This window comes from Shewanella nanhaiensis (genome assembly GCF_019457885.1).
In the GTDB taxonomy this organism is placed as follows: Bacteria; Pseudomonadota; Gammaproteobacteria; order Enterobacterales; family Shewanellaceae; genus Shewanella; species Shewanella nanhaiensis.
This window is the reverse complement of the sequence record NZ_JAHZST010000018.1, coordinates 40,048-61,048: the sequence shown is the minus strand read 5'-3', so window position 1 is coordinate 61,048 and position 21,001 is coordinate 40,048. Positions and strand designations below refer to the sequence as shown.

Here is a 21,001-nt window from a genome sequence, read left to right as displayed (position 1 = left end):
TTTTGGCATTTCAACAAGCAAATTCAGAAGATTTTAGTTTATTTGTCCGCAATGGAAAACATAAAGTTTTAAAAACCCAATAAATCGTGACCTATGTCAGCTCTTATATCTGCAAACTCCCCCTTTCGAGTGATGACACAAGCTGTTAGAATGGCGCCGCATAAAATCCAATAACTATTCTGTACCCGAGAGGATCTTCGTGAGCACTCCTACCCAGCTGAGCTATAAAGATGCAGGTGTTGATATCGACGCCGGAAATGCACTTGTTGATAATATTAAGACTGCAGTGAAACGTACCCACCGTCCAGAAGTTATGGGCAACCTAGGTGGATTTGGTGCTCTATGTGAGCTGCCAACTAAGTACAAGCACCCAGTTCTGGTTTCTGGCACCGATGGTGTTGGTACTAAGTTAAGATTGGCCATTGACTATAAAAAACATGACACTGTAGGTATCGACCTTGTTGCCATGTGTTCTAACGATCTTATTGTCTCTGGTGCTGAGCCACTTTTCTTCCTCGATTACTATGCCACTGGCAAGTTAGATGTCGATGCAGCGACTGCTGTCGTTAAAGGTATTGCCGAGGGTTGTGTGCAATCTGGCTGTGCATTGATCGGTGGTGAAACTGCTGAGATGCCAGGCATGTATGAAGGCGATGACTACGACTTAGCTGGTTTCTGTGTTGGCGTCGTTGAAAAAGAAGAGATTATCGATGGCACTAAGGTTGTAGCTGGTGACTCTCTTATCGCACTAGGGGCGAGCGGCCCACACTCAAACGGTTTCTCTTTGATCCGTAAAGTACTGGAAATCAGTGGCGCCAACCCAGAGCAGGAGCTTGAAGGAAAGGCATTAATTGACCACCTACTTGAGCCTACAAAAATTTATGTTAAGTCGCTACTTAAGCTACTAGAACAGACCGAAGTCCATGCTATGGCGCACATCACAGGCGGCGGATTTTGGGAGAATATCCCACGAGTCCTTCCTGATGATTGTAAAGCGGTTATCCAAGGTGATTCATGGCAGTGGCCATCAATCTTCAACTGGTTAATGGAAAACGGCAACATCGCAGAGTTTGAGATGTACCGCACATTTAACTGTGGCGTAGGTATGGTTGTTGCCTTACCAAGCGACAAAGTTGAAGCCGCACTTGCACTACTTAATGCTGAAGGCGAAAAAGCCTGGTTAATCGGTGAAATTGCTAAGCGTGATGATAGCGAAGAGCAAGTGGAGATCCTGTAATGTCTGTTAGCTGTCGCGTATTAGTCTTGATCTCAGGTAATGGCAGTAATCTACAAGCTATTATCGATGGATGCGATGATAATCTTCAGGCCGAAGTTATAGGTGTTATCAGTAATAAACCTGACGCTTATGGTTTGATCCGTGCTCATCAAAGTGAGATCGATACCAGTTGTGTGATTGCTCATAAAGGTGAAACTCGTGTCGAGTATGATGCTAGGTTAAAAGTTGCCATCGATAGGTATCAACCAGACCTTATCGTATTGGCCGGCTTTATGCGCATTCTCAGCGACGAGTTTGTACAAGGTTTTGAAGGCAAGATGATCAATATCCACCCGTCACTCTTACCTAAGTACACAGGACTGCATACTCATCAGCGTGCGATTGATGCAAAAGATGAAGAGCATGGTGCCAGTGTTCACTTTGTCACCCCAGAGCTCGATTCAGGTCCTGTTATTCTTCAAGCTAAAGTGCCAGTGTATGAAGAGGATACCGCAGATACTCTTGCACTTCGTGTCCACGAGCAAGAGCATGCTATCTACCCGCTTGTCGTCAAATGGTTCAGTCAAAACAGGCTGGCAATGACAAACGGTAAAGCAGTACTCGACGGCGTAGAGCTTGATGCAGCAGGTTACGCGATAGATTAAATTTCAGTGCAATCTAACGCTCAAATCTATTGAATAAAAAAGGCTAAGAGGAGACTCTTAGCCTTTTTTGTTGGTATAAGATTATTCACAAACGCTCATTAAAGTCATTGTAATTGACGCTAAATTGGCATTATATAAAGCAGGTATTAGATAGTTGAGTTAACAAATCCTCTTCATATCGCAATTTTCCAAACAAAACCTCAAACCGAGAGCCATGAATGAAAAATATTATTTGCGACATCGACGGCGTTTTACTGCATAACAACCAGCTTATCCCCGGCAGTGACAAGTTTATTCACCGTGTGCTTGAACAAGGTAACCCTTTGGTTGTACTCACCAATTATCCAGTACAAACAGGAAAGGACCTGCAAAATAGACTAGGAGCTGCAGGTATAAAGATCCCAGAAGAGTGCTTCTACACCTCAGCCATGGCCACCGCTGACTTCCTAAAACATCAAACGGGAAATAAAGCCTATGTCATTGGTGAAGGCGCCCTCACCCATGAGCTCTATAAAGCTGGCTTTACCATCACAGATATCAATCCCGACTTTGTTATCGTCGGAGAGACCCGCTCCTATAACTGGGAGATGATCCACAAAGCAGCTAAATTTGTTGCCGAAGGTGCCCGATTTATCGCCACGAATCCTGATACCCATGGCCCCTCTCACAGCCCGGCCTGTGGGGCACTGTGTGCTCCAATTGAGCGCATTAGTGGCCGACTGCCATTTTATGTTGGAAAGCCTAGCTCCTGGATCATACGCTCAGCACTAAATCACATTGATGGACACTCAGATAACACCATTATTATCGGTGATAACATGAAAACGGATATTTTAGCGGGGTTTCAGGCGGGCCTAGAGACAGTATTGGTCACGAGCGGTGTGAGTCAACTTAGCGATGTGGAGCTTGAACCCTTCAGACCGAACCATATCTTCCCCTGCGCTGGTGACATTGATGTTGTCTAGGCCACTCCCTCATTGCAATATTAAGAAACATATTTATCTCAATTAAACCTTCTGACCCACTTGTCAAAGTGGGTCATTTGCATTCATTATGCACTTTGCTTATAACAATATACCCAAACATTCAAACTTTACCTTTGGTAAAAGTAAGCCAATAACAAGAATAATAGGATCCCCCATGCGTTCACTGCTTTCAGTGTCGACCATTGCACTGCTTAGTGCTTGTAGCCAACAAGCACCAGAGACCCCACAAAACCAACCCCAAACTCAATCACAGCAAACTCACACTCTAGTAGAGTTTAATGAAGCCCGTTTTAGAGAGGATATAAAGACACTCTCTTCCGATAAGTTTGAAGGTCGAGCCCCTACCACCCAAGGTGAAAAGCTTACCTTGGATTACCTAACATCCGCTTTTAAAGAGATGGGGTTACAGGGAGCAAATAAGGGCGATTTTTTGCAAGCAGTGCCTATGGTGAGTTACACAGCTGCAGAGAATCAAAACATCAACTTGGCAGGTACCAAGCTCATTCACCGTAAAGATGTGGTATTAGGCAGCCGCCACGATAACGGTGGCGTCAATATTAAACATGCCCCCTTAGTTTTTGTCGGCTATGGGATCTCAGCGCCTGAGTATAATTGGAATGACTATCAAGGCATTGATATGACGGGGAAGATTGCCGTGATCTTAGTTAACGATCCAGGTTTTGCAAAACCTGATTCAGGACTGTTTAACGGTAAAGCCATGACCTACTATGGTCGCTGGGATTACAAGTTTAAAGAGGCCAGTGATCGCGGCGCTTTAGGCGCTATCATCATTCATGATACTGCACCAGCTTCCTACCCTTGGTCTGTGGTCGAAAATAGCTGGACAGGTGCCCAGCAAGACTTAGTTCAAAGCAAGGAGGAGCAAGCGAAACGGGTACAAGTTGAAGGGTGGATAACCTTAGATGCAGCAACAGAACTCTTTACTAAATCGGGGAAATCCCTGCCTAAACTAATGGAGCAAGCCGCTAACGGCCCACTCAATTTGCCTCTAGAGCAACACGCAGATATTCAATTTGCTAACCAAGCCCAGTACGCTAATAGTTACAATGTAGTCGCCACACTACCTGGCAAAAAAGTACCCGATGAGCATATCCTTTTCTCCGCTCACTGGGATCATATCGGTGTCGATACAAGTAAAGATGGCGATCAAATCTATAATGGCGCCCTAGACAACGCATCTGGCACCGCAGGTATTTTAGAGATTGCACGTCAATTCGCTCAACAAGCGAGAGATGGCCAAGCATCAGAACGCTCAATCACCTTTATCGCCACAACGGGTGAGGAGCAAGGGTTACTGGGATCACGTTACTACGCAGCTAACCCACTCTATCCAATCGATAAGTCCGTTGCCGTATTCAATCTAGACAGCACCAATATCTATGGCAGAACCAGTGATTACACTATCGTAGGTAAAGGCAAATCTGAGCTTGAAGAGTACCTTATCGAAGCCCTTGAGCCACTACAGCGTACCGCCAGAGCGGAAAAGCATCCTGAATCTGGTGGTTTTTTCCGCTCAGATCACTTCAGTTTTGCACAAAAAGGGATCCCTGCGGTATTCGCTGGCGGCGGAAGCCAACCAGTAGATGAGGCCACCAGCCAATATAAAGCTAAGATGAAGCAGGTGATGAAAGGGTGTTATCACAACACCTGTGATGAATACCGTGAAGATTGGGATCTCAGCGGTGCACTTGAGGATATCTCAGTCTATTACAATGCCGCACATTCACTGGCTAACAGCAGAGATTGGCCCGGTTATTATCAAGGCACCGAGTTCCACTCACTCCGCGCTGCAAAATCTGAATAAAGTTTAAACCATGTTTAAGCGCTGTTTTATCCATCATCATTGATAGCAGCTATTATCCATAAAAGTGCCAAGAGAGACTCTCTTGGCACTCCACAATAGTCATTCAAATATTAATTTTTAGCCATAATGGCACAGTTACGACCAAGACCTTTGGCTTGATACAAGGCTTTATCAGCATGCTCCAAGGCACTGTGCCATTCAAGCGTTAGCTCTTTGGCATCCAAAGGCTGGCTTATACCAATAGAGACGGTAATAGGAATAGTGAGTTTATCTATCACTAGAGGTTTTTTACATACAGCAAAACGTATACGTTCAAACTTAGCCAATAACTCTTCAGCACCGATAGGCGTGTAATTTTGTGGCCAACAGAGCAAGATAACAAACTCTTCGCCTCCCCAACGCACAAGGAGATCACTATCTCGAATATTAGCATGCAATACTTTGCTGATCTGTACTAACACTTCATCCCCCATATCATGGCCATAAGTATCATTAACGACTTTAAAATGGTCGATATCGACAATGGCGATACAAGCTTGAGATGCCTGTGTCTGCGACAGTTGCGTAAGCTGCGTTAAATAATCAAGAAAATACCTTCGGTTATACAAGCCAGTTAAACTATCGATATGGGATTGCTTGTAAAGCTCATCGTTTGAATCCTGCAAACTCTTGTTATGGCTTTCAAGCCAATAGCGTTTTTTAACTAAAATAAAGATTAACAATCCTCCCACAAGGATTAGAAAAAACATCAGTTTTTCACGAATTCCCTGCTCTGCTAACCTAGCAGTCTGTAATGCATTCTCAGCCTCTAACAAGGCTAACTGCTGTTGACGATACTTATCTTTATACTGCTCACTTAAATTGAAAATCATCTTTGCTCGTCTATCAAACAGCAAAGCTTTATCTTCTATATTTGCCTGACGCTGATAGGTTAAGGCTGCTTGAAAGTCACCTTGAGCTTCAAAAGCAAGGGAGTATAGAGCATAAACATCGGCCAAATTGGCATGACTCTCCATCTCTTTATACAAGCTGTCACTTAACTTCAATATCTTTACGGCTTCTTTATGTTGCCCTAAGTAATGCAAAGCCTTCGCCAGTAACCGATTACAATCACTATAAATTACAGGATAACTCTCAGCCTTTGGGTTATTGAGGCATTGCTCGGCAAACGTGATAGCACGCGAGTATTGTTTTATCGAAATATAGTAGTGAGCCCAAGCTAGAAAGCTGTTGAGCTTTATCCGTATATCTCCGGTAAGCTCACTGTATTTCTGTGCATTAATTAAGTAGGGTTCACTCTCCTCTACCCTACCTAACTGCTCTAAGATAAACGCGGCATTATTATTGAAGGCCGTATACTGCTCATTACTGCCACCATACTTTTCGAGATGTTGCAGTGCGTCGAAGTTTGACTCCCATGCCTTATCCCACTCCTCAAGATCTAAATAGATAATAGAAATGTTAGACAACACCTTGCTGACGTACGGATCTTCGGGCTCAGCCATAAAGATCTCAAGTGCACTCAAGTAGAGCTCAAGTGCAACATAATATTGATCCTGAAAATAGTATAAGGCAGCTTTGGTGTTATATGCTCTTGCTGTTAAATGATGAAAATGAACCGATTTAGATAAGTGAATTGCTCGCTCTACTAGATTTAGTCCCTCATCGAAATTGCCCTCTTTAGCCCCAAACGTTGCAAGCCACATATAGGCTTCAGCTTCCAACCAAGTTTGTTGAAGCTCTTTCCCGATCGACAGCATACTCTCTATCGCTTGCTTAGCCTTTTCAGGTTGTCCACGGGATATCTCAATATCATGTAAGATACGAAAATATGCGAATGCGTAATAGGGAGATTTTTGAAATTGATCTGCAGAGATATATTGATTGAGTTTTTGTCGTTTTATTTTCGAGTCGATATCTTTATTATCAAGGAGTTGTAGTATTTTCTTACCATTACTCAGTGTGGCAATATTAACAAGAGGAGTAAACTCCGTACTTTGAGCTATCAATGGCATTTGCCAAGCCCATATTATCAGAAGATATACAACTAATTTACCATTATGCATAAATGACTTCTTCAAAAATGAGAGATTAGAAAATCCTTATCTCATGCAACTATTAACCAGTTATAACCATTTGTTTCAGTTTGAAAAATTGATATTAAACATAGATAAAGCCACACTTTATCCTGAATCTCTATCAGGTCAATTTTTTTACTATAAAAGTTTGAACTGTGTAACTATCAACGGCTTAGTTACTGCCTTTTGGACACTTGGTCAAAAAAATACAGCTGATTACGGATATCGCAATGGATAGGCTAAAACGCGCAATCAAAATAAGGATAATTCAATAATTAAACATAAAACACAGAAACATTAAAAACAGAATCGCAAAAAAAATGAATTATCAACTAAAAAAACACTTAAAAATGGATATTTCAATAAAAACAGATTTGGTATTCACGCGATTTAGTGGCACAGTAATACTCAATTAAGCGTTACACCCTTTTTTGCGGAGCAAGCCTATGTGTTCAATTTTCGCCATTTTAGATATTAAATCCGACTCAACCCCACTGCGCCAAGTTGCTCTGGAGATGTCTAAGCTAATGCGCCATCGCGGTCCAGACTGGTCTGGAATTTACAGCTGCGACAGAGCAATCCTTGCCCATGAACGTTTAGCCATCGTAGACATAGAGCATGGTGCCCAGCCTCTACTCAGTGAAGATGAGAGCATCATACTGGCGGTCAATGGTGAGATTTATAACCACAAAGATCTCAAGGCTGAACTCGGCGATAAATACAGCTATCAAACCAACTCTGATTGTGAAGTTATTCTAGCTTTGTACCAAGAGTACGGTACTGAGTTTCTAGACAAGTTAAACGGTATTTTTGCATTCGTCCTCTATGACAAAAATAAAGATAGCTATCTGATTGGTCGCGATCATATGGGTATCATCCCGCTTTACTCAGGTCTGGATACTGAGGGGAACTTCTATATCGCTTCTGAGATGAAAGCCTTGATGCCTGTTTGTAAAACCATTGAAGAGTTCAAACCTGGTCACTACATTAGCAGCAGAGAAGGTGAAACTGGTGCTTACACTCACTATTACCAACGTGATTGGAAAGATTTTGACGCAGTAAAAGATAACCCTGCCAGTGTCGATGAGCTAAGAGAAGCACTGGAAGCGTCAGTTAAACGTCAGCTAATGTCTGATGTCCCCTATGGTGTACTACTCTCTGGTGGATTGGACTCCTCAGTTATCTCAGCGATCACCCAGACATTTGCAAAACGTCGTATCGAAGATGATGACGAAAGCAGTGCATGGTGGCCACAACTACACTCCTTTGCTGTTGGCCTTGAAGGCGCACCAGATCTTATCGCAGCACAAAAGGTAGCCGATGCAATAGGCACGATCCACCATGAGATCACTTTTACCTTCCAAGATGGTATCGATGCCATCAAAGATGTGATTTATCATCTTGAAACCTATGACGTCACTACCATTCGTGCAGCCACACCTATGTATCTAATGGCAAGAAAGATTAAGGCCATGGGCATAAAAATGGTGCTATCAGGAGAGGGAGCCGATGAGCTATTTGGCGGCTATCTCTATTTCCATAAAGCGCCAAATGCACAAGCATTTCACGAAGAGCTGGTCCGAAAACTCGACAAGTTGCATCTGTTTGACTGCCTTCGCGCCAACAAGGCGATGGCTGCTTGGGGGTTAGAAGCTCGTGTTCCTTTTCTCGACAAAGAGTTTATGGACGTGGCGATGCGCATTAACCCTGAAGCTAAGATGTCTAAAGATGGTAAGATTGAGAAACATATTCTGCGCCAAGCATTTGAGCATAAGTTACCTCAAGAGGTTGCATGGCGTCAGAAAGAGCAGTTTAGCGATGGAGTTGGTTACTCTTGGATAGATGGCTTGAAAGACTTAGCTGCTGAGAAAGTTGATGACCTCAAACTCGCCAATGCCAAGTTCAGGTTTCCCTACAACACGCCTGAGACAAAGGAAGCTTACTATTACCGCTGCTTTTTTGAAGAGCACTTCCCACTCGCCAGTGCAGCAGAGACTGTTCCTGGCGGCAAATCGGTAGCGTGTTCGACACCGGAAGCGCTCGCTTGGGATGAAAGCTTGCAGGGAATTATTGACCCATCAGGCCGTGCAGTACAATCCGTTCATGAGAGTGCTTATTAAACAATAACGATAGGATTAGCAGTGATAATCTTTACCCAAAAGTTTTAGGTTATCGCTGCTTGTTGAGTATTAGAGTGTGCGACTATTTGGCGGGTAAAGAGATACAACGCTGCATATGCAGAAAATCAATAACACTTAAAGGCTTGAAAAAATAGCGACCCTGAGCAAAGTCACAATGGTGATCTTGCAGAAACACCAATTGGCTATTCGTTTCAACCCCCTCCGCAATGACCTTAATCTCAAGCGAGTGGGCAAGATCAATAATGGTCGATGCTATGTTTCTGTGTGATGGGTCAATGTCTAAATCGGCGATAAAGGAGCAATCAAGTTTAATCACATCAATGGGAAGTTGCTGTAGATATTTAAAACTTGAATAACCAGTGCCAAAATCATCTAAACTTATCGTGATCCCCATTTCATGCAGTTCAATAACTGTTCTTTTCGCCACCTCCATGTTGAGTAAAAATACCACTTCAGTGATCTCAATCGTGATAAACGATGACATATTGGGGTAAACACTTAAGATCTCTTTTAGATTTTCAATGAAACTTTGTGATAGAAAATGTGAAGGAGAGATGTTTAGTGTCAATTTCTGTAATCGCTTTGCAGCCACCATTCGATCAATCTGCTTAGCCACCAGCTCAATAGAGAGCTTCCCTAATCGAGTTATTAAACCGCTATCCTCTGCGATCGAGATAAACTTTTCTGGAAGTAGTACCCCTCTATTTGCATGTTTCCAACGGATCAACGCTTCCGCAAAGGTAATTTCACCATTTGAAAGATCGATGATTGGTTGAAAAAGCATAAAAAACTCATTTTGAGTGATCGCTTCACACAACTCAGAGCTGAGTTCTGTTCGCTCCATATTTTTATTAATATGTTCCTGCTCACAAAACTGAAAAACACTCCCCATATGCTTCTCCCCCTTAGCTTTATACATAGCGAGATCAGCATTAATCATCAACTCATCACGAGTCACGCCATACTCAGGGTAGAGCGCGATCCCCATGCTTATTTTAGGAATAATTAAACTTTCCTGATAATAGAAAGGTTTGGAGATTATTTCGATCAACTGCTCACACTTGGTCACCACAGCTTGGCGATGTTCAATATTGGTTAACACAATGGAGAACTCATCCCCCCCCAGCCTAGCAACGATGTCGTTCTCTCTGACATTCAACTTAAATTGATTGGCAATGTGCTGAAGCAGATGATCTCCTGCGCTGTGACCTAAGGTATCGTTAACCTGTTTAAAGTCATTAAGATCAATCAAAATAACCGCAAGATTACTCCGTTCACTTTCAGCAAGGGAGAGTGCAATATCCAGTTCTTGATTATATAAAACACGGTTCGGCACCATAGTCAGATGGTCATAATGGGCCATCTTCTCAACAAGTTTTGAATTCTCAACCCGTTCATCTATATCACTGAAAGAGCCAGCAATACGTATCACCTCCCCTTTGTCGTTCCATACTGCCTGACCGACAACCCAGAACCATTTATAGCGCCCTTCACTGGTCAGCACTCGGCATTCAAAATCAAAAGCTTTGCCTTTTCTAAAGTGATTTTTCAATACATGAAGTAGCGGCTTTTTGTCTTCATTATGGATAAAAGAGAGGTTTTTAAAACCAAACAACAGCTCATCCCTGCTGTAACCAAATAGAGCAATTAAACGTTCACTAAAATACCAGACGTCCTCGACAATATTTCTTTCCCATACGCCAGCACTGGTTGCCCGCATAGCCAACTGGAACCTCTCCTTAGCGTTCTTATGGGCTAAACTCTCAAGCTCCGCATTGGTCTTGGCAATCTCAAGTTCACTGGTACGGGTTTTAACCATCTGATCGAGTTGCTCATTGATCTGCTGTAGCTTCTGATTGGTATTCCATAGCTCCTTACTTTTTTCACTAAGGATCTGTTCCGCTTGTTTACGGGCACGTTTCTCTCTATCTATCCTTCGAAGAAAAACTTGCTCTCGATCCTCAAGTGCACTCATGACAAACGGGGTGCTCGTGTAATATTAAAAATAACATCTGTCTCAGAGTCTTGAGTCTCCGGCGTCCGGCTGATAGTAAAATCCTCTTTAAAATACTCAGCACAGCCATCCAGCAAGCCTTCAGCAAACGATGCAAACGGCCTTTTAGATTGATAATGCAGCCTAATTTCATTATCTCCTAATCGGTTGCAGGTAAATTTGGGTAACTCTGCTTGAGGATAAAGTTTATAGACCTCCACATGAATAAAGCTGTCTATTTTAGAAAGTAGATCGAAAGAATCACTCATCTCATTAGCTATTTCAGGGTGGCCCTCTATCAACTCTACAAACAGTTTTTTGCCAAATAATTTAACAAGCTCAGTCACAGGTACCGATGAGATCTCACTCAGCTTAACCACCAATTGAAGTAACTCCTGATGATCATAACTGCCAACAGATGTATAAATGCCCTCACTCTCTAAATCACATGACTCCAGCAAGGTGTCTAAGGTTTCATATCCGAACTCATCTTCAATCAACTCCATCAAGCCTGTAAAAACCATGCCCATCATAATTTAACCCCTGTTTTACATAGTAAAACCTCTCTTCAGCAGTCAAGAAATACAAACAACATCTAGCCCTTAACAGAGAAAAAGTTGTAAGAGAGGTACAATATATAAAAAGTATAGTCGCTAAGTGGGTGAGCGCTTGCTCAGATATGCAAGTGACGATAAAGCGAGGTTTACGTATCCCCCTAGATAACTAGGTGGATTTAATAGATAAGATAAGGAGTAAATTGAAGTAAAGGGAGACAGCGGCAAGGTCCATAACCATGCTTTACTTTATCCAGCCACGCCTCCAATAAGTTTCATTTTTGACCAAGATAAACCCAAAAAGGAGCCGAGGCTCCTTTCTATACATTAAAATTAAATATTCAACATAGCAGCAATTAAACCAATCACACCACCAAATACACCGCCCCACACAACTAGCCAACCTAAATGTTCACGGATCATCTCTTGAATAATGTCCTTCACCAATTCAGGCGTGAGCTCATCCAATCTTTGTGTGACAATCTCATTGACTTTATTACGCATATCGTCAAGGACATCGGGACGCTCAAGCTCACTCTTAACCAAGTTAATAAACTCTTCACTCTGTGATATGTCAACTAAAGAGAGTTTCATCTTTTCAATAAAAGGCTCTCTTAATGGCGTAATCGCCTCACTGCCACCAAACATGGCCAACATGCCGCCTAATGAGGATTGCTCAACCGTGGTCACCAGCGCATCAAACGCGGGGGCGAGATCTATCTTTTCAATAACAGGTTGCAGGTTAATATGCGACTCAACACCTTCAGCCGATAAAAAACGATCAATATTCTCATCGGTGAAAAACTGCTTCATCATTAAGTTAGCGATCCCTGTCTTAAACTCTTCAAAACGTGTCGGGATCACACCAGAACCATACAAGCCAGGTACCTTCTCAAATAGCATATGCACTGCTAACCAGTTAGTCACTGCACCAGAGAGGGCAAATAGGCCAACGCTAAAAATGATGGGCTGTGCCAACAGGTACCCAGATACAACCAAAATCGCTGCTATAAGGTTAGTAGTAACGCTCTTATTCAATCTCTTACTCCAACATTAAAAACTGAAAACAGCGCATGATATCATAAGGATCTGATCTTTCATCAATAGTGGAGGAGGAGAAATACAATAATTAAAGAGGGTATTAAATAAGCAGGAAGCCTTCGCCTTCGATGTTATCACGCCTTACGGCAACCACCTGGGCTTCGTCGGCCAACTCTTTTGCTTTAGCAACTAAAGCTGTCGCGATCCCACCTCCTCGGTAATCTTCAAGCACAAAAAGATCATCGAAATACCATAGAGGCTTAAGCAAAATAGTTGAATATGAAGGAAATAACTGGATAAAACCGACAGGAACATCGGATTTAAATGCTAAAAAGATCACTGAATCGTTCTCAAAAAGCCTAGCTTGAATGAAGGCTTTACAATCCTTAAGATTGCTCTCCTTCCCCAAACACATGCGGTACTCGTCAAATAGAGTGGCTAGTGCATTCAGGTCATCATCTATTGCTATTCTTATGTACATTTTCATTCCTTGAAATCAATTTTCCGTTTTAGCAACGATTATAAAGTTCAAACAGTTATAGAAGGGATAGTAACAACTTTTCTATGAGTTACAAAACCTTAACTTAGATTTATTTTTACTATCATCAAAATAAATCTATCAAGGACACTATTTTAATTTTTCAAAGCTGGTCTACACTTTAACTCAGATAGGGGCCATCAACATCGAACTTAAGTCTAAAAACAACCCTATATTAGATTGGAGTCAATGAAAGGCTTAAGAGCACAGATTGAAATCACAACTCCACTGAGCTGTAATAAAAGCATTTACCGTAACGCTATAGCCCATTCATACTATTTGTCGTTAAGGAGATAGATATGCAGTCACCATATAGTACCCCAGGAGCTTTAGGCTGGCATGAATTAACCTCTAACTCTTGTGAGGATGCATTTGGCTTCTATGGCAAGGTTTTTGGCTGGACATTTAAAACCATGCAGATGTCTCATGGCCCCTACCATATCATTGAGAATGAAGGTGTCGGCATTGGCGGGATCGCGCCAAACCCCTGTCCTGAGCAGGAGAGTCATTGGACAGGATATATTACGGTCGATGATGTTGATGAGGTTGCGATAAAAGCAAAGTCTTTAGGTGGAGAGTTACTCTATGGACCTGAAGATATTCCTGAAGTGGGTAGGCTATGCTGGATAAAAGACCCCCAGGGCGCCATCATTGCAGCAATTACCTATGAAAAAACAGATGACTGACAATGCGTACTAGCTGCCGTCACGGGGAACCTTTCTCAGATCTTTATATTCATAAGAGAGCGAATGTATCCTATCTAGTGGCGTTCCATTTAAGAAAACAAGCTCCTGTCCTTTATTAACAAAGCTAGGCTCTCCACAGAGAAATACACGTTGTGGAGAGTCAGACAGTGTCTGGCTATCAAATTGATGAAAACTCATCGCCACCTCAAATGGATCCCCTGTCTGTACTCTTGTCGAACTTTTGCCGCTTCCCATCTGCTCCACACAAGCCAGATAGGTCATGTTTCGGTGCTCTAACATTAGCTTTAATAACTTGCTATGGTGATAAAGATCCGCTTCATTCTTAGCCCCATGATAGAGGTAGATCTCTCCTTTGTGCCCTTGGGAAAGCGCATCCCTAATTATTCCATATACAGGGCCAAGTCCTGTTCCGGTACCAATTAATATCAAGGTGTCATTTTTGTACTCACTCCTATAGCAACAATCCCCCCAAGGACCTTGAATAAGCACACTTTCACCGACACTGGCATGATTAAATAACCAATCGCTGAACTGTCCATTGTACTTTCTGCGTATATGCAGCTCTATCAATTTGGAGTCAGGATCGTTGGTGATTGAATAACTACGGGTTAATCCATCAAAACGGCGCAGGTTAATATATTGACCCGCACTGTGGCTCATCTCCTCGCTGGGTTCCACTAGGATCTTAACCACAGAATCTGAAAGGTACTGCTTCTCATGTATATGAGCCGCAATAAACAAGTTTTGCACTAAAATGGATTTGAGTTTAAGGTCCTGTGTCGGCTTACACTGACATGCGCAGAGATACGCATCGGATTTAAGCTCACTGGTTAGCCCTCTCTGGGCCCCAGAGGGAATATCTCCACCGATATGCTGCACCAAACAGGTTTTACAGGCCCCCTTTCTGCATGAGTAGTTCAACGAATGACCTTGGCGGATCAGTGCATCGAGAACGGTTTCGCCCTCTATAGATTCAACACTTTGTTCATCAAAATAAAATCGAGTCATTTTCAATTCACCCAACCAAATGATTTGTTACATATATTTGCAGAAACAGAGAAAAAGGCGAGTCTATCTAGTTGATAATGAGTGTTTATATTCTATCAAGTTAGGTAAAATACTCTCTCTTTAAATATCTCTATACGATAAAGGTAAGTATGTCTGCTAAACCCAAAAAAGCGATAAATTTAAAACAAATCTATCGTCAACTGCCCCGTTATCAAAAATTTTTAGTTCTGGTATTAGCGCTCTACTTGTCATTCGTTACCTTGCTTGGCTTACTCCTTCCCTCGATAGTCGAGCAGCAGCTTCCAATTCAACTGAGCGAGACATTAAAACGCCCCGTCAACTTAGAAGATGTTTCAATCAACCCCTTTAATCTTCATCTGTCGCTCACAGAGCTACACATTTTAGAAGAGGACAACACCAAGTTTACGGGCTTTGCTTCACTCAATTTCGAACTAAGCTTCTGGCACTCACTGATAAATGGCGCCATAAGCATCAAAGATGTGACATTAACTGGCCCCTACCTGGTCGCTGAACGTTTAAGCCAGACTGAAGGAGCTGAGTTTAACTTCTCAGACATCATCACAGAGCTGACCAACACCTCAGCAAGCGCACCCAGCGAGGAGACCCCCGCAACACTTCCCCATATCATGGTGGAGAGGTTGGCTATTGTCAGTGGAGACCTCAACTTTATCGATACCCTTACAGATAGCCAGTTAAGCTACCCAGATATTAATCTTGATATCAAGGGGTTCGATACATTAACAGAGATAGATAACCAACAAAATGCCGCCAATAGATTTTCAATTCGTTTACAGGGTAAAAACGGTGGTGAGATAGCCACTCAAGGTCAACTTCAACTCTCTCCCCTGAATATCGCAGGTTCATTACAGCTTACAGAGATAGCTTTACCTGAGTTTTGGTCATTTATCTCAGAAGAGTTTCAGGCTCATCTAGACACTGGTAAGTTTGACTTCAGCACAGACTTTGCCCTATCAATGAATGAAGCGTCAGTTGAGCACCCGATCACCCTGACAACAAGTCAGGGACAGTTTGCACTGAAAGATATTCTGTTTACTCATGAAGATCGTCCACTTATCTCTCTGCCACTTTTTACCGCTCAAAATATCGCATTAGATCTAAGTCAACAACAGCTGCTGATCTCACATCTCTTTAGTGAGAAATTGACTTTAGATGGTCATGTATCAGCTGACGGGTTAGACCTTGTGCCACTGTTTATACCTAATTTTATCTCAACTGAGACAAAAGAGGCAGCCAGCACACAAGCTACCGAGACAGAAACATCTACATCTACATCTACATCTACATCTACATCTACAGCTGTAGCTAAGTTAGCCGTCATCGATGAGCCTAGTGTGAAAACAGCGCCTATTTGGTTGGCGATAATTGACAAGGTCGAACTCAAAGAGTTCGATATCAAGGTCACTGAAAACCTAGCGTCAGATAACACTCAATGGCAGGTTTCCCCCTTAAATCTAACGACAGGTAAGATCTATTCCGACCTTAGATCTCCAGTGCAATATCAGCTAGATTTGGCCATCAATAACGCAGGACAGTTCAATGCCAGTGGGGAGTTAGATCTCAAACAGCAACGTATAGAGAGTAAAATATCTCTTGAAGATTTCTCACTTCCACAGCTTCAGGCTTACCTCTCTCCTTACCTCAACATACTATTAGAGCAAGGCAGATTAGATGCACATGGCGTTGTTAAAGCCAGCTCTGTCGATGATCTAATCTTCAGTGGTGATGCGGCTATTAATGATCTATTCGTCAAAGATACGATACAGAACAAAACGCTACTAAAATGGCAGTCTATGACCCTCAGCCAGCTGAGCTTAGATCAAAGTAAACACCTCTTATCCATCGATGCGATAGATTTTGTCAAACCTTACAGTCGACTCATCATTGCAGAGGATAAAACCACTAATATTGGCGGATTGGTGATTGAGCAGGCGAATGATGAAGCAAATCAAGAGAAGCGAGCTAATTCAGAGCAAGATAAGCTGCAAATAGTGATTGGAAAACTTGGGTTTACTCAAGGCTCAACCTTCTTCGCCGATAATTCACTCACCCCCAACTTTGCAGCCAGCATTGAGCAACTTGAGGGGCAAGTGAGTCAGTTATCTTCAACATCTACATCACCTGCTAAGGTTGATATCAAGGGAAAAATTGATAAGTATGCGCCTGTTACACTCAAAGGAGATATAAACCCGCTACTGGAGATGCCCTATCTCGATCTTGCCCTAAAATTTGCAAATGTGGAGTTAACCTCTGTCAATCCCTACTCAGGTACCTATGCAGGTTACTATATCGATAAAGGTCAGCTCTCCTTAGATCTCAACTACCAGTTAGAGGAGAACAAACTGCAAGGCAGCAACCATATGGTGGTCGACCAACTGACCTTAGGGGAGCGAAGTGACAGTAGTTTAGCCACTAGCCTACCTGTCACCCTTGCGATTGCACTGCTACAAGACAGACACGGTGTTATCGATCTTGGTCTTGATGTTTCAGGCGATCTAAACTCACCAGAGTTCAGTTTCGGTGGCATTATTTTGACCGCCTTTACCAATGTGATCACTAAAGCCGTAACCGCTCCCTTTAGCCTACTTTCAGGGATTTTTGGCGACAGTGATGCACTAGATAGCATCGCCTTTGGCTCCGGTTTAGCCGAGATAAGCGACAGCGAAGCCGACAAGCTTGAAACCTTAACCAAAGCACTCATTGAACGTCCAAAGCTGACTTTAAGTGTAGAAGGTGCCATTGACCCAATTGCAGATAGCCAAGAGCTTAAAATGCGTATGCTCACTCAAAAGTTGGCTCAAATCGGCAAAATTGCTCCCGATGTCATGCCCCGTAAACTGTCAGCAAGCCAGTTTCCAACTCAAGGCCCCCTATCAGATGCACTTATCTCCCTCTATGAGAGTGAAATTAGCGGTAAGGCCAATGAGATAAAAGTGCAAATAATGGCAAAAAATGAACAAGAGCAAACCCTATTAGATGATGAAGAGCTCAATATCCAATGGCATATCGCCCTGTATAATTTAGTCTTGAATCATCAGAAGGTCGATGAGCTTATGTTAGGGGATCTAGCCACCGAACGTGCCCTTGCCGTCAAGGCACATTTAGTGGATATCAATAAATTGGAACCATCACGGATCTTCCTACTCGATAGCCGCATTGATATTAATCAAGGCGCCCAAGAAGCGATATTAACCTTAGGGGCGGAGTGATCCCAACAACATGAGTATTTAATCTTAAGCTTGCATGGGTTACACTCTGGCCGATTTCGATTCTATCAGAGGTAACCCATGTTTATTGTTCGTTGGTTTTTAGGTCGCATTATCTTACTGCTCAACTTTATCTTCACACCGAAGAAGCGTAAACGTCCTCAGGATGAGCAAACCATGATAGATGCAGCGACTGAGCAGTTGGCCCTATATCAATATAAAGCCTGTCCCTTTTGCGTAAAAGTACGTCGTGCAATGCGCAGACAAGGCTTAAACATTGCAACCTTAGATGCAAAACAAGATCCTCATAAAAGCACCTTAGTCACCGAGGGTGGACAAGCAAAAGTCCCCTGTCTTCGTATTGAAGAGGATGGAGAGATACGTTGGATGTATGAGTCATCAGATATCATCAACTATCTAGATAAACGATTCGCATAAATAACAAAGCTCAAAAGCGACCCGCACAGGTCGCTTTTTGTTTTTAAGCTAATAGTTTTACAGCCCCGCCATCATACCTTTTAGTACCAGATCTTGGTAACTCACTAAGCCTAAAATCTCGCCATTCTCAACCACTGGTGCCTTAGAGATCCCAAAGCGCTCAAACAAACGGGCACAATACCGCACATCCATTTCAGCATTCACAGAAAAAACAGGTTTTAGCATGATCTCATAGATATTGACCCGCTCTGGTGCCTTATCTTTTGCCAAAACTTGCTTAGCAATATCACTCATCAACACAATACCAAACTCATCATTATCATGGCGCTTATTAACAAACAGCACCTTTACATCCTGTTCAATCGCATGCTTGACTGCATCGGCGACGGTATGAAGACCATCGACCATGACATACTTGTTTGTCATCACATCTGAGTTTCGAACGACTTTACCCTGATTCATATCTGGTCCTCAATATCTTTGCTTATCTCTCTCACTTGATGGGCAACGCCCACAGCATCTTCAACGTCTATCTGTATCGCAATCCCCTGCCCAGGATTAGTGTCAAACTCACCGACACGATTAATCGTTTCAAGTATCACACGGCTCTTATGCTCCTCCACCAAGAAGAGCACCACATCTCGTTGAACATCTAACGTGAGCCCCATAAATGTTTTCTTCTTTTCCAAACCTTCACCTCTGGCGTGATTGATAACGGTTGCCCCTGTCGCCCCCGCCTCTCTCGCCGCATCAAGAATACGGTTGGTGGTACTATCATCGATAAAAGCAATAATGAGTTTAAAACGCATCTTTAACTCCCAATAATCTCTTCTATTAACTATTCAGTTGTTTGCAAATAAACGCAGCTTAAATACGGCTCCCAACCAGACTAAGGCGTATTGTTTTGCTCCTTCACTGAGCGTCTTTTATCTAAGAGTTCAACAATTTGTGCATAGCCCATCACACTTATCATAGGAAAGAGGCTCGCAAATGCAATCAAACCAAACCCATCGATTAACGGATTACGCCCCTCAACATTTGTCGCTAAACCTAAGCCCAGCGCTGCCACAAGAGGCACTGTGACTGTTGATGTTGTCACGCCACCAGAATCATAGGCCAATGGAATGATCATTTTGGGGGCATAGAAGGTCTGGATAACCACTATGATATAACCCGCCATAATGTAGTAGTGAATAGGATCGCCAACCACAATCCTAAAGCACCCCAGAGCTATCCCAAAGGAGACCCCTATCGCGACAGAGATCCTCAGCCCTTGAACACCAATAGCACCCGCTGAGACCTCATTGGCCTTTATCGCCACAGCAATTAATGACGGCTCTGCTATCGTAGTACTAAAGCCTATCGCAGCTGCAAATAGGTATACCCACAGATAATCTTGCCAAATTATCACTTCACCCGGTCCTAAATTTGGGTGGATAAACTCGACACTAGTTAACTGCTCAGCCATGGTTTCGCCAATGGGAAAAAGCGCTAACTCAAGTCCCACTAGAAATAGGGTTAAACCGACAATCACATAGAAAAAACCCAGCACCACTTTATGCCAGTTTGCAATCGGACGTTTTAATACACCAAGCTGAAAACCAAACAGAATAACCGCAATCGGGATCACATCTCTGGCGGTCAATAGCAAGGTGTCCAGTAAGCCTCTAAGCATCTCCATCAAAACACCACCATGCCGTAGATAAGTACAAAGATCATTGGCGTCAAACTCGCAAACGCGATCAAACCAAACCCATCGAGCATCGGATTTCTTCCCTTAATCACGCTCGCTAACCCCACCCCTAAAGCGGTCACTAAAGGGACGGTAATGGTTGAGGTGGTCACCCCTCCTGAGTCATAGGCGACTCCAATAATACTTTCAGGTGCAAATCCCGTCAGTACCATGACGGTAACGTAGCCTCCTATAATGAGGTAATGAATTGGCCAACCTTTTAAGATTCGCACCACTCCGAGCAAAATAGCTAAGCCAACTGAGATAGCGACTGTGAGCCTCAACCCCATGGCATAACTCTCCATCGACGCTTCATCTGTATTAATTGCCCCCGCTTCGGCCGCCACCTGGGCCGCTTCATTTGCAACAGCAGTCAAGGCAGGTTCTGCCAGTGTGGTGCCAAACCCCAAGGAAAATGAAAACAGGACTAACCAGAAAACGCTCCCCTTACGGGCAAGAGCTTGCGCCAAGGACTCACCAATGGGAAACAGCCCCATCTCCAGTCCAAAAACAAAAAAGGTCAATCCAAAGACGATAAACACAAGGCCTACCATGATAGAGAACAGATCTGCGGGGGCTTGTTGCAGAATAAAAATTTCAAAGAAGCTCACCACCAAAATGATGGGAACAAGATCCTTAAAACTCGACAGCAAAGATTGCAGTAGTTTAAAAATAGCGGCCATTAACACTCCATGCGGCTGTTTAACTTAGATAAAATCATAAGTAGACAATCTAAATTAAGCTAAAAGTCATCGAGTAAAACCTAAGATAAATATGGCGTTAAAGCCTCTATATCAGGTTCTACCTCCCTCAAAATATGACTCATTTCAGTGT

The 21,001-nt window shown here is 42.9% G+C and carries 18 protein-coding genes; 8 read left to right on the top strand and 10 right to left on the bottom strand.

From position 1 onward, the window contains the following. The first annotated feature begins 199 nt into the window (after nucleotides 1–199). The 4 genes from purM (at nucleotide 200) to K0625_RS19920 (ending at nucleotide 4,692) form a co-directional block, all read left to right on the top strand. Nucleotides 200–1,237, top strand: coding sequence for a phosphoribosylformylglycinamidine cyclo-ligase (purM, locus tag K0625_RS19935; protein WP_220111273.1), 1,038 nt, complete (start codon nucleotides 200–202; stop codon nucleotides 1,235–1,237). After that, nucleotides 1,237–1,881 (top strand): phosphoribosylglycinamide formyltransferase, encoded by a 645-nt coding sequence (gene purN, locus K0625_RS19930; protein ID WP_220111272.1) that lies wholly within the window; start codon nucleotides 1,237–1,239, stop codon nucleotides 1,879–1,881. The genes purM and purN overlap by 1 nt, the downstream gene beginning before the upstream one ends. Nucleotides 1,882–2,099: 218 nt before the next feature. Continuing rightward, entirely contained in the window at nucleotides 2,100–2,846 is a 747-nt protein-coding gene (locus tag K0625_RS19925) for an HAD-IIA family hydrolase (RefSeq protein ID WP_220111271.1), read from the top strand. A gap of 175 nt (nucleotides 2,847–3,021) precedes the next feature. Then, entirely contained in the window at nucleotides 3,022–4,692 is a 1,671-nt protein-coding gene (locus K0625_RS19920) for a M28 family metallopeptidase (RefSeq protein ID WP_220111270.1), read from the top strand. Between the two features lie 110 nt (nucleotides 4,693–4,802). Here the strand turns inward: K0625_RS19920 and K0625_RS19915 are convergent, their stop codons facing one another. Continuing rightward, nucleotides 4,803–6,707 carry a tetratricopeptide repeat-containing diguanylate cyclase gene (locus K0625_RS19915; protein ID WP_232847199.1) on the bottom strand — a complete coding sequence of 635 codons (1,905 nt, stop codon included), beginning with the start codon at nucleotides 6,705–6,707 and terminating at the stop codon, nucleotides 4,803–4,805. 509 nt (nucleotides 6,708–7,216) lie between these two features. Between K0625_RS19915 and asnB the strand changes: the two genes are divergently transcribed. Next, nucleotides 7,217–8,890 carry an asparagine synthase B gene (gene asnB / locus K0625_RS19910; protein ID WP_220111268.1) on the top strand — a complete coding sequence of 558 codons (1,674 nt, stop codon included), beginning with the start codon at nucleotides 7,217–7,219 and terminating at the stop codon, nucleotides 8,888–8,890. A gap of 82 nt (nucleotides 8,891–8,972) precedes the next feature. On the opposite strand, the gene K0625_RS19905 is transcribed toward asnB, so the two are convergent. From K0625_RS19905 to K0625_RS19890, 4 genes are all read right to left on the bottom strand, one after another. After that, nucleotides 8,973–10,886 (bottom strand): EAL domain-containing protein, encoded by a 1,914-nt coding sequence (locus K0625_RS19905; RefSeq protein WP_220111267.1) that lies wholly within the window; start codon nucleotides 10,884–10,886, stop codon nucleotides 8,973–8,975. Next, nucleotides 10,883–11,437: a heme NO-binding domain-containing protein gene (locus tag K0625_RS19900; RefSeq protein ID WP_220111266.1), complete on the bottom strand. Its 555-nt coding sequence runs from the start codon at nucleotides 11,435–11,437 to the stop codon at nucleotides 10,883–10,885. The genes K0625_RS19905 and K0625_RS19900 overlap by 4 nt, the downstream gene beginning before the upstream one ends. A gap of 354 nt (nucleotides 11,438–11,791) precedes the next feature. Next, nucleotides 11,792–12,496, bottom strand: a complete 705-nt coding sequence (locus K0625_RS19895) for a DUF445 domain-containing protein (RefSeq protein ID WP_220111265.1) — start codon at nucleotides 12,494–12,496, stop codon at nucleotides 11,792–11,794. A gap of 103 nt (nucleotides 12,497–12,599) precedes the next feature. Further along, nucleotides 12,600–12,980 carry a GNAT family N-acetyltransferase gene (locus K0625_RS19890; protein WP_220111264.1) on the bottom strand — a complete coding sequence of 127 codons (381 nt, stop codon included), beginning with the start codon at nucleotides 12,978–12,980 and terminating at the stop codon, nucleotides 12,600–12,602. Nucleotides 12,981–13,336: 356 nt separating this feature from the next. Here K0625_RS19890 and K0625_RS19885 point away from each other — a divergent pair, with 356 nt between their 5' ends. Beyond that, nucleotides 13,337–13,723, top strand: coding sequence for a VOC family protein (locus K0625_RS19885; RefSeq protein WP_220111263.1), 387 nt, complete (start codon nucleotides 13,337–13,339; stop codon nucleotides 13,721–13,723). Nucleotides 13,724–13,732: 9 nt separating this feature from the next. On the opposite strand, the gene K0625_RS19880 is transcribed toward K0625_RS19885, so the two are convergent. Further along, nucleotides 13,733–14,752, bottom strand: coding sequence for a 2Fe-2S iron-sulfur cluster-binding protein (locus K0625_RS19880; protein ID WP_220111262.1), 1,020 nt, complete (start codon nucleotides 14,750–14,752; stop codon nucleotides 13,733–13,735). 149 nt (nucleotides 14,753–14,901) lie between these two features. Between K0625_RS19880 and K0625_RS19875 the strand changes: the two genes are divergently transcribed. Further along, entirely contained in the window at nucleotides 14,902–18,000 is a 3,099-nt protein-coding gene (locus tag K0625_RS19875) for a DUF748 domain-containing protein (RefSeq protein WP_220111261.1), read from the top strand. 78 nt (nucleotides 18,001–18,078) lie between these two features. Then, complete coding sequence (locus K0625_RS19870; RefSeq protein WP_220111260.1) at nucleotides 18,079–18,435, top strand: glutathione S-transferase N-terminal domain-containing protein; 357 nt, start codon at nucleotides 18,079–18,081, stop codon at nucleotides 18,433–18,435. Nucleotides 18,436–18,492: 57 nt separating this feature from the next. Here K0625_RS19870 and K0625_RS19865 read toward each other — a convergent pair whose 3' ends face one another. The 4 genes from K0625_RS19865 to K0625_RS19850 form a co-directional block, all read right to left on the bottom strand. Beyond that, nucleotides 18,493–18,897, bottom strand: a complete 405-nt coding sequence (locus tag K0625_RS19865; RefSeq protein ID WP_220111259.1) for a CBS domain-containing protein — start codon at nucleotides 18,895–18,897, stop codon at nucleotides 18,493–18,495. Then, nucleotides 18,894–19,244, bottom strand: coding sequence for a P-II family nitrogen regulator (locus K0625_RS19860; RefSeq protein WP_012325372.1), 351 nt, complete (start codon nucleotides 19,242–19,244; stop codon nucleotides 18,894–18,896). Before K0625_RS19860 ends, K0625_RS19865 begins: the two co-directional genes overlap by 4 nt. 80 nt (nucleotides 19,245–19,324) lie before the next feature. Beyond that, nucleotides 19,325–20,116, bottom strand: coding sequence for a DUF1538 domain-containing protein (locus K0625_RS19855; RefSeq protein ID WP_220111258.1), 792 nt, complete (start codon nucleotides 20,114–20,116; stop codon nucleotides 19,325–19,327). Further along, complete coding sequence (locus K0625_RS19850) at nucleotides 20,116–20,850, bottom strand: DUF1538 domain-containing protein (protein WP_220111257.1); 735 nt, start codon at nucleotides 20,848–20,850, stop codon at nucleotides 20,116–20,118. The genes K0625_RS19855 and K0625_RS19850 overlap by 1 nt, the downstream gene beginning before the upstream one ends. Nucleotides 20,851–21,001: the final 151 nt, after the last annotated feature.

Excerpts from the sequence above, each read along its gene's own strand:
- purN (WP_220111272.1), top strand. The coding sequence starts at position 1,237 with ATGTCTGTTAGCTGTCGCGTATTAGTCTTGATCTCAGGTAATGGCAGT.
- K0625_RS19925 (WP_220111271.1), top strand. The coding sequence starts at position 2,100 with ATGAAAAATATTATTTGCGACATCGACGGCGTTTTACTGCATAACAAC.
- K0625_RS19920 (WP_220111270.1), top strand. The coding sequence starts at position 3,022 with ATGCGTTCACTGCTTTCAGTGTCGACCATTGCACTGCTTAGTGCTTGT.
- K0625_RS19915 (WP_232847199.1), bottom strand. The coding sequence starts at position 6,707 with ATGCCATTGATAGCTCAAAGTACGGAGTTTACTCCTCTTGTTAATATT.
- asnB (WP_220111268.1), top strand. The coding sequence starts at position 7,217 with ATGTGTTCAATTTTCGCCATTTTAGATATTAAATCCGACTCAACCCCA.
- K0625_RS19905 (WP_220111267.1), bottom strand. The coding sequence starts at position 10,886 with ATGAGTGCACTTGAGGATCGAGAGCAAGTTTTTCTTCGAAGGATAGAT.
- K0625_RS19900 (WP_220111266.1), bottom strand. The coding sequence starts at position 11,437 with ATGATGGGCATGGTTTTTACAGGCTTGATGGAGTTGATTGAAGATGAG.
- K0625_RS19890 (WP_220111264.1), bottom strand. The coding sequence starts at position 12,980 with ATGTACATAAGAATAGCAATAGATGATGACCTGAATGCACTAGCCACT.
- K0625_RS19885 (WP_220111263.1), top strand. The coding sequence starts at position 13,337 with ATGCAGTCACCATATAGTACCCCAGGAGCTTTAGGCTGGCATGAATTA.
- K0625_RS19880 (WP_220111262.1), bottom strand. The coding sequence starts at position 14,752 with ATGACTCGATTTTATTTTGATGAACAAAGTGTTGAATCTATAGAGGGC.
- K0625_RS19875 (WP_220111261.1), top strand. The coding sequence starts at position 14,902 with ATGTCTGCTAAACCCAAAAAAGCGATAAATTTAAAACAAATCTATCGT.
- K0625_RS19870 (WP_220111260.1), top strand. The coding sequence starts at position 18,079 with ATGTTTATTGTTCGTTGGTTTTTAGGTCGCATTATCTTACTGCTCAAC.
- K0625_RS19865 (WP_220111259.1), bottom strand. The coding sequence starts at position 18,897 with ATGAATCAGGGTAAAGTCGTTCGAAACTCAGATGTGATGACAAACAAG.
- K0625_RS19860 (WP_012325372.1), bottom strand. The coding sequence starts at position 19,244 with ATGCGTTTTAAACTCATTATTGCTTTTATCGATGATAGTACCACCAAC.
- K0625_RS19855 (WP_220111258.1), bottom strand. The coding sequence starts at position 20,116 with ATGGAGATGCTTAGAGGCTTACTGGACACCTTGCTATTGACCGCCAGA.
- K0625_RS19850 (WP_220111257.1), bottom strand. The coding sequence starts at position 20,850 with ATGGCCGCTATTTTTAAACTACTGCAATCTTTGCTGTCGAGTTTTAAG.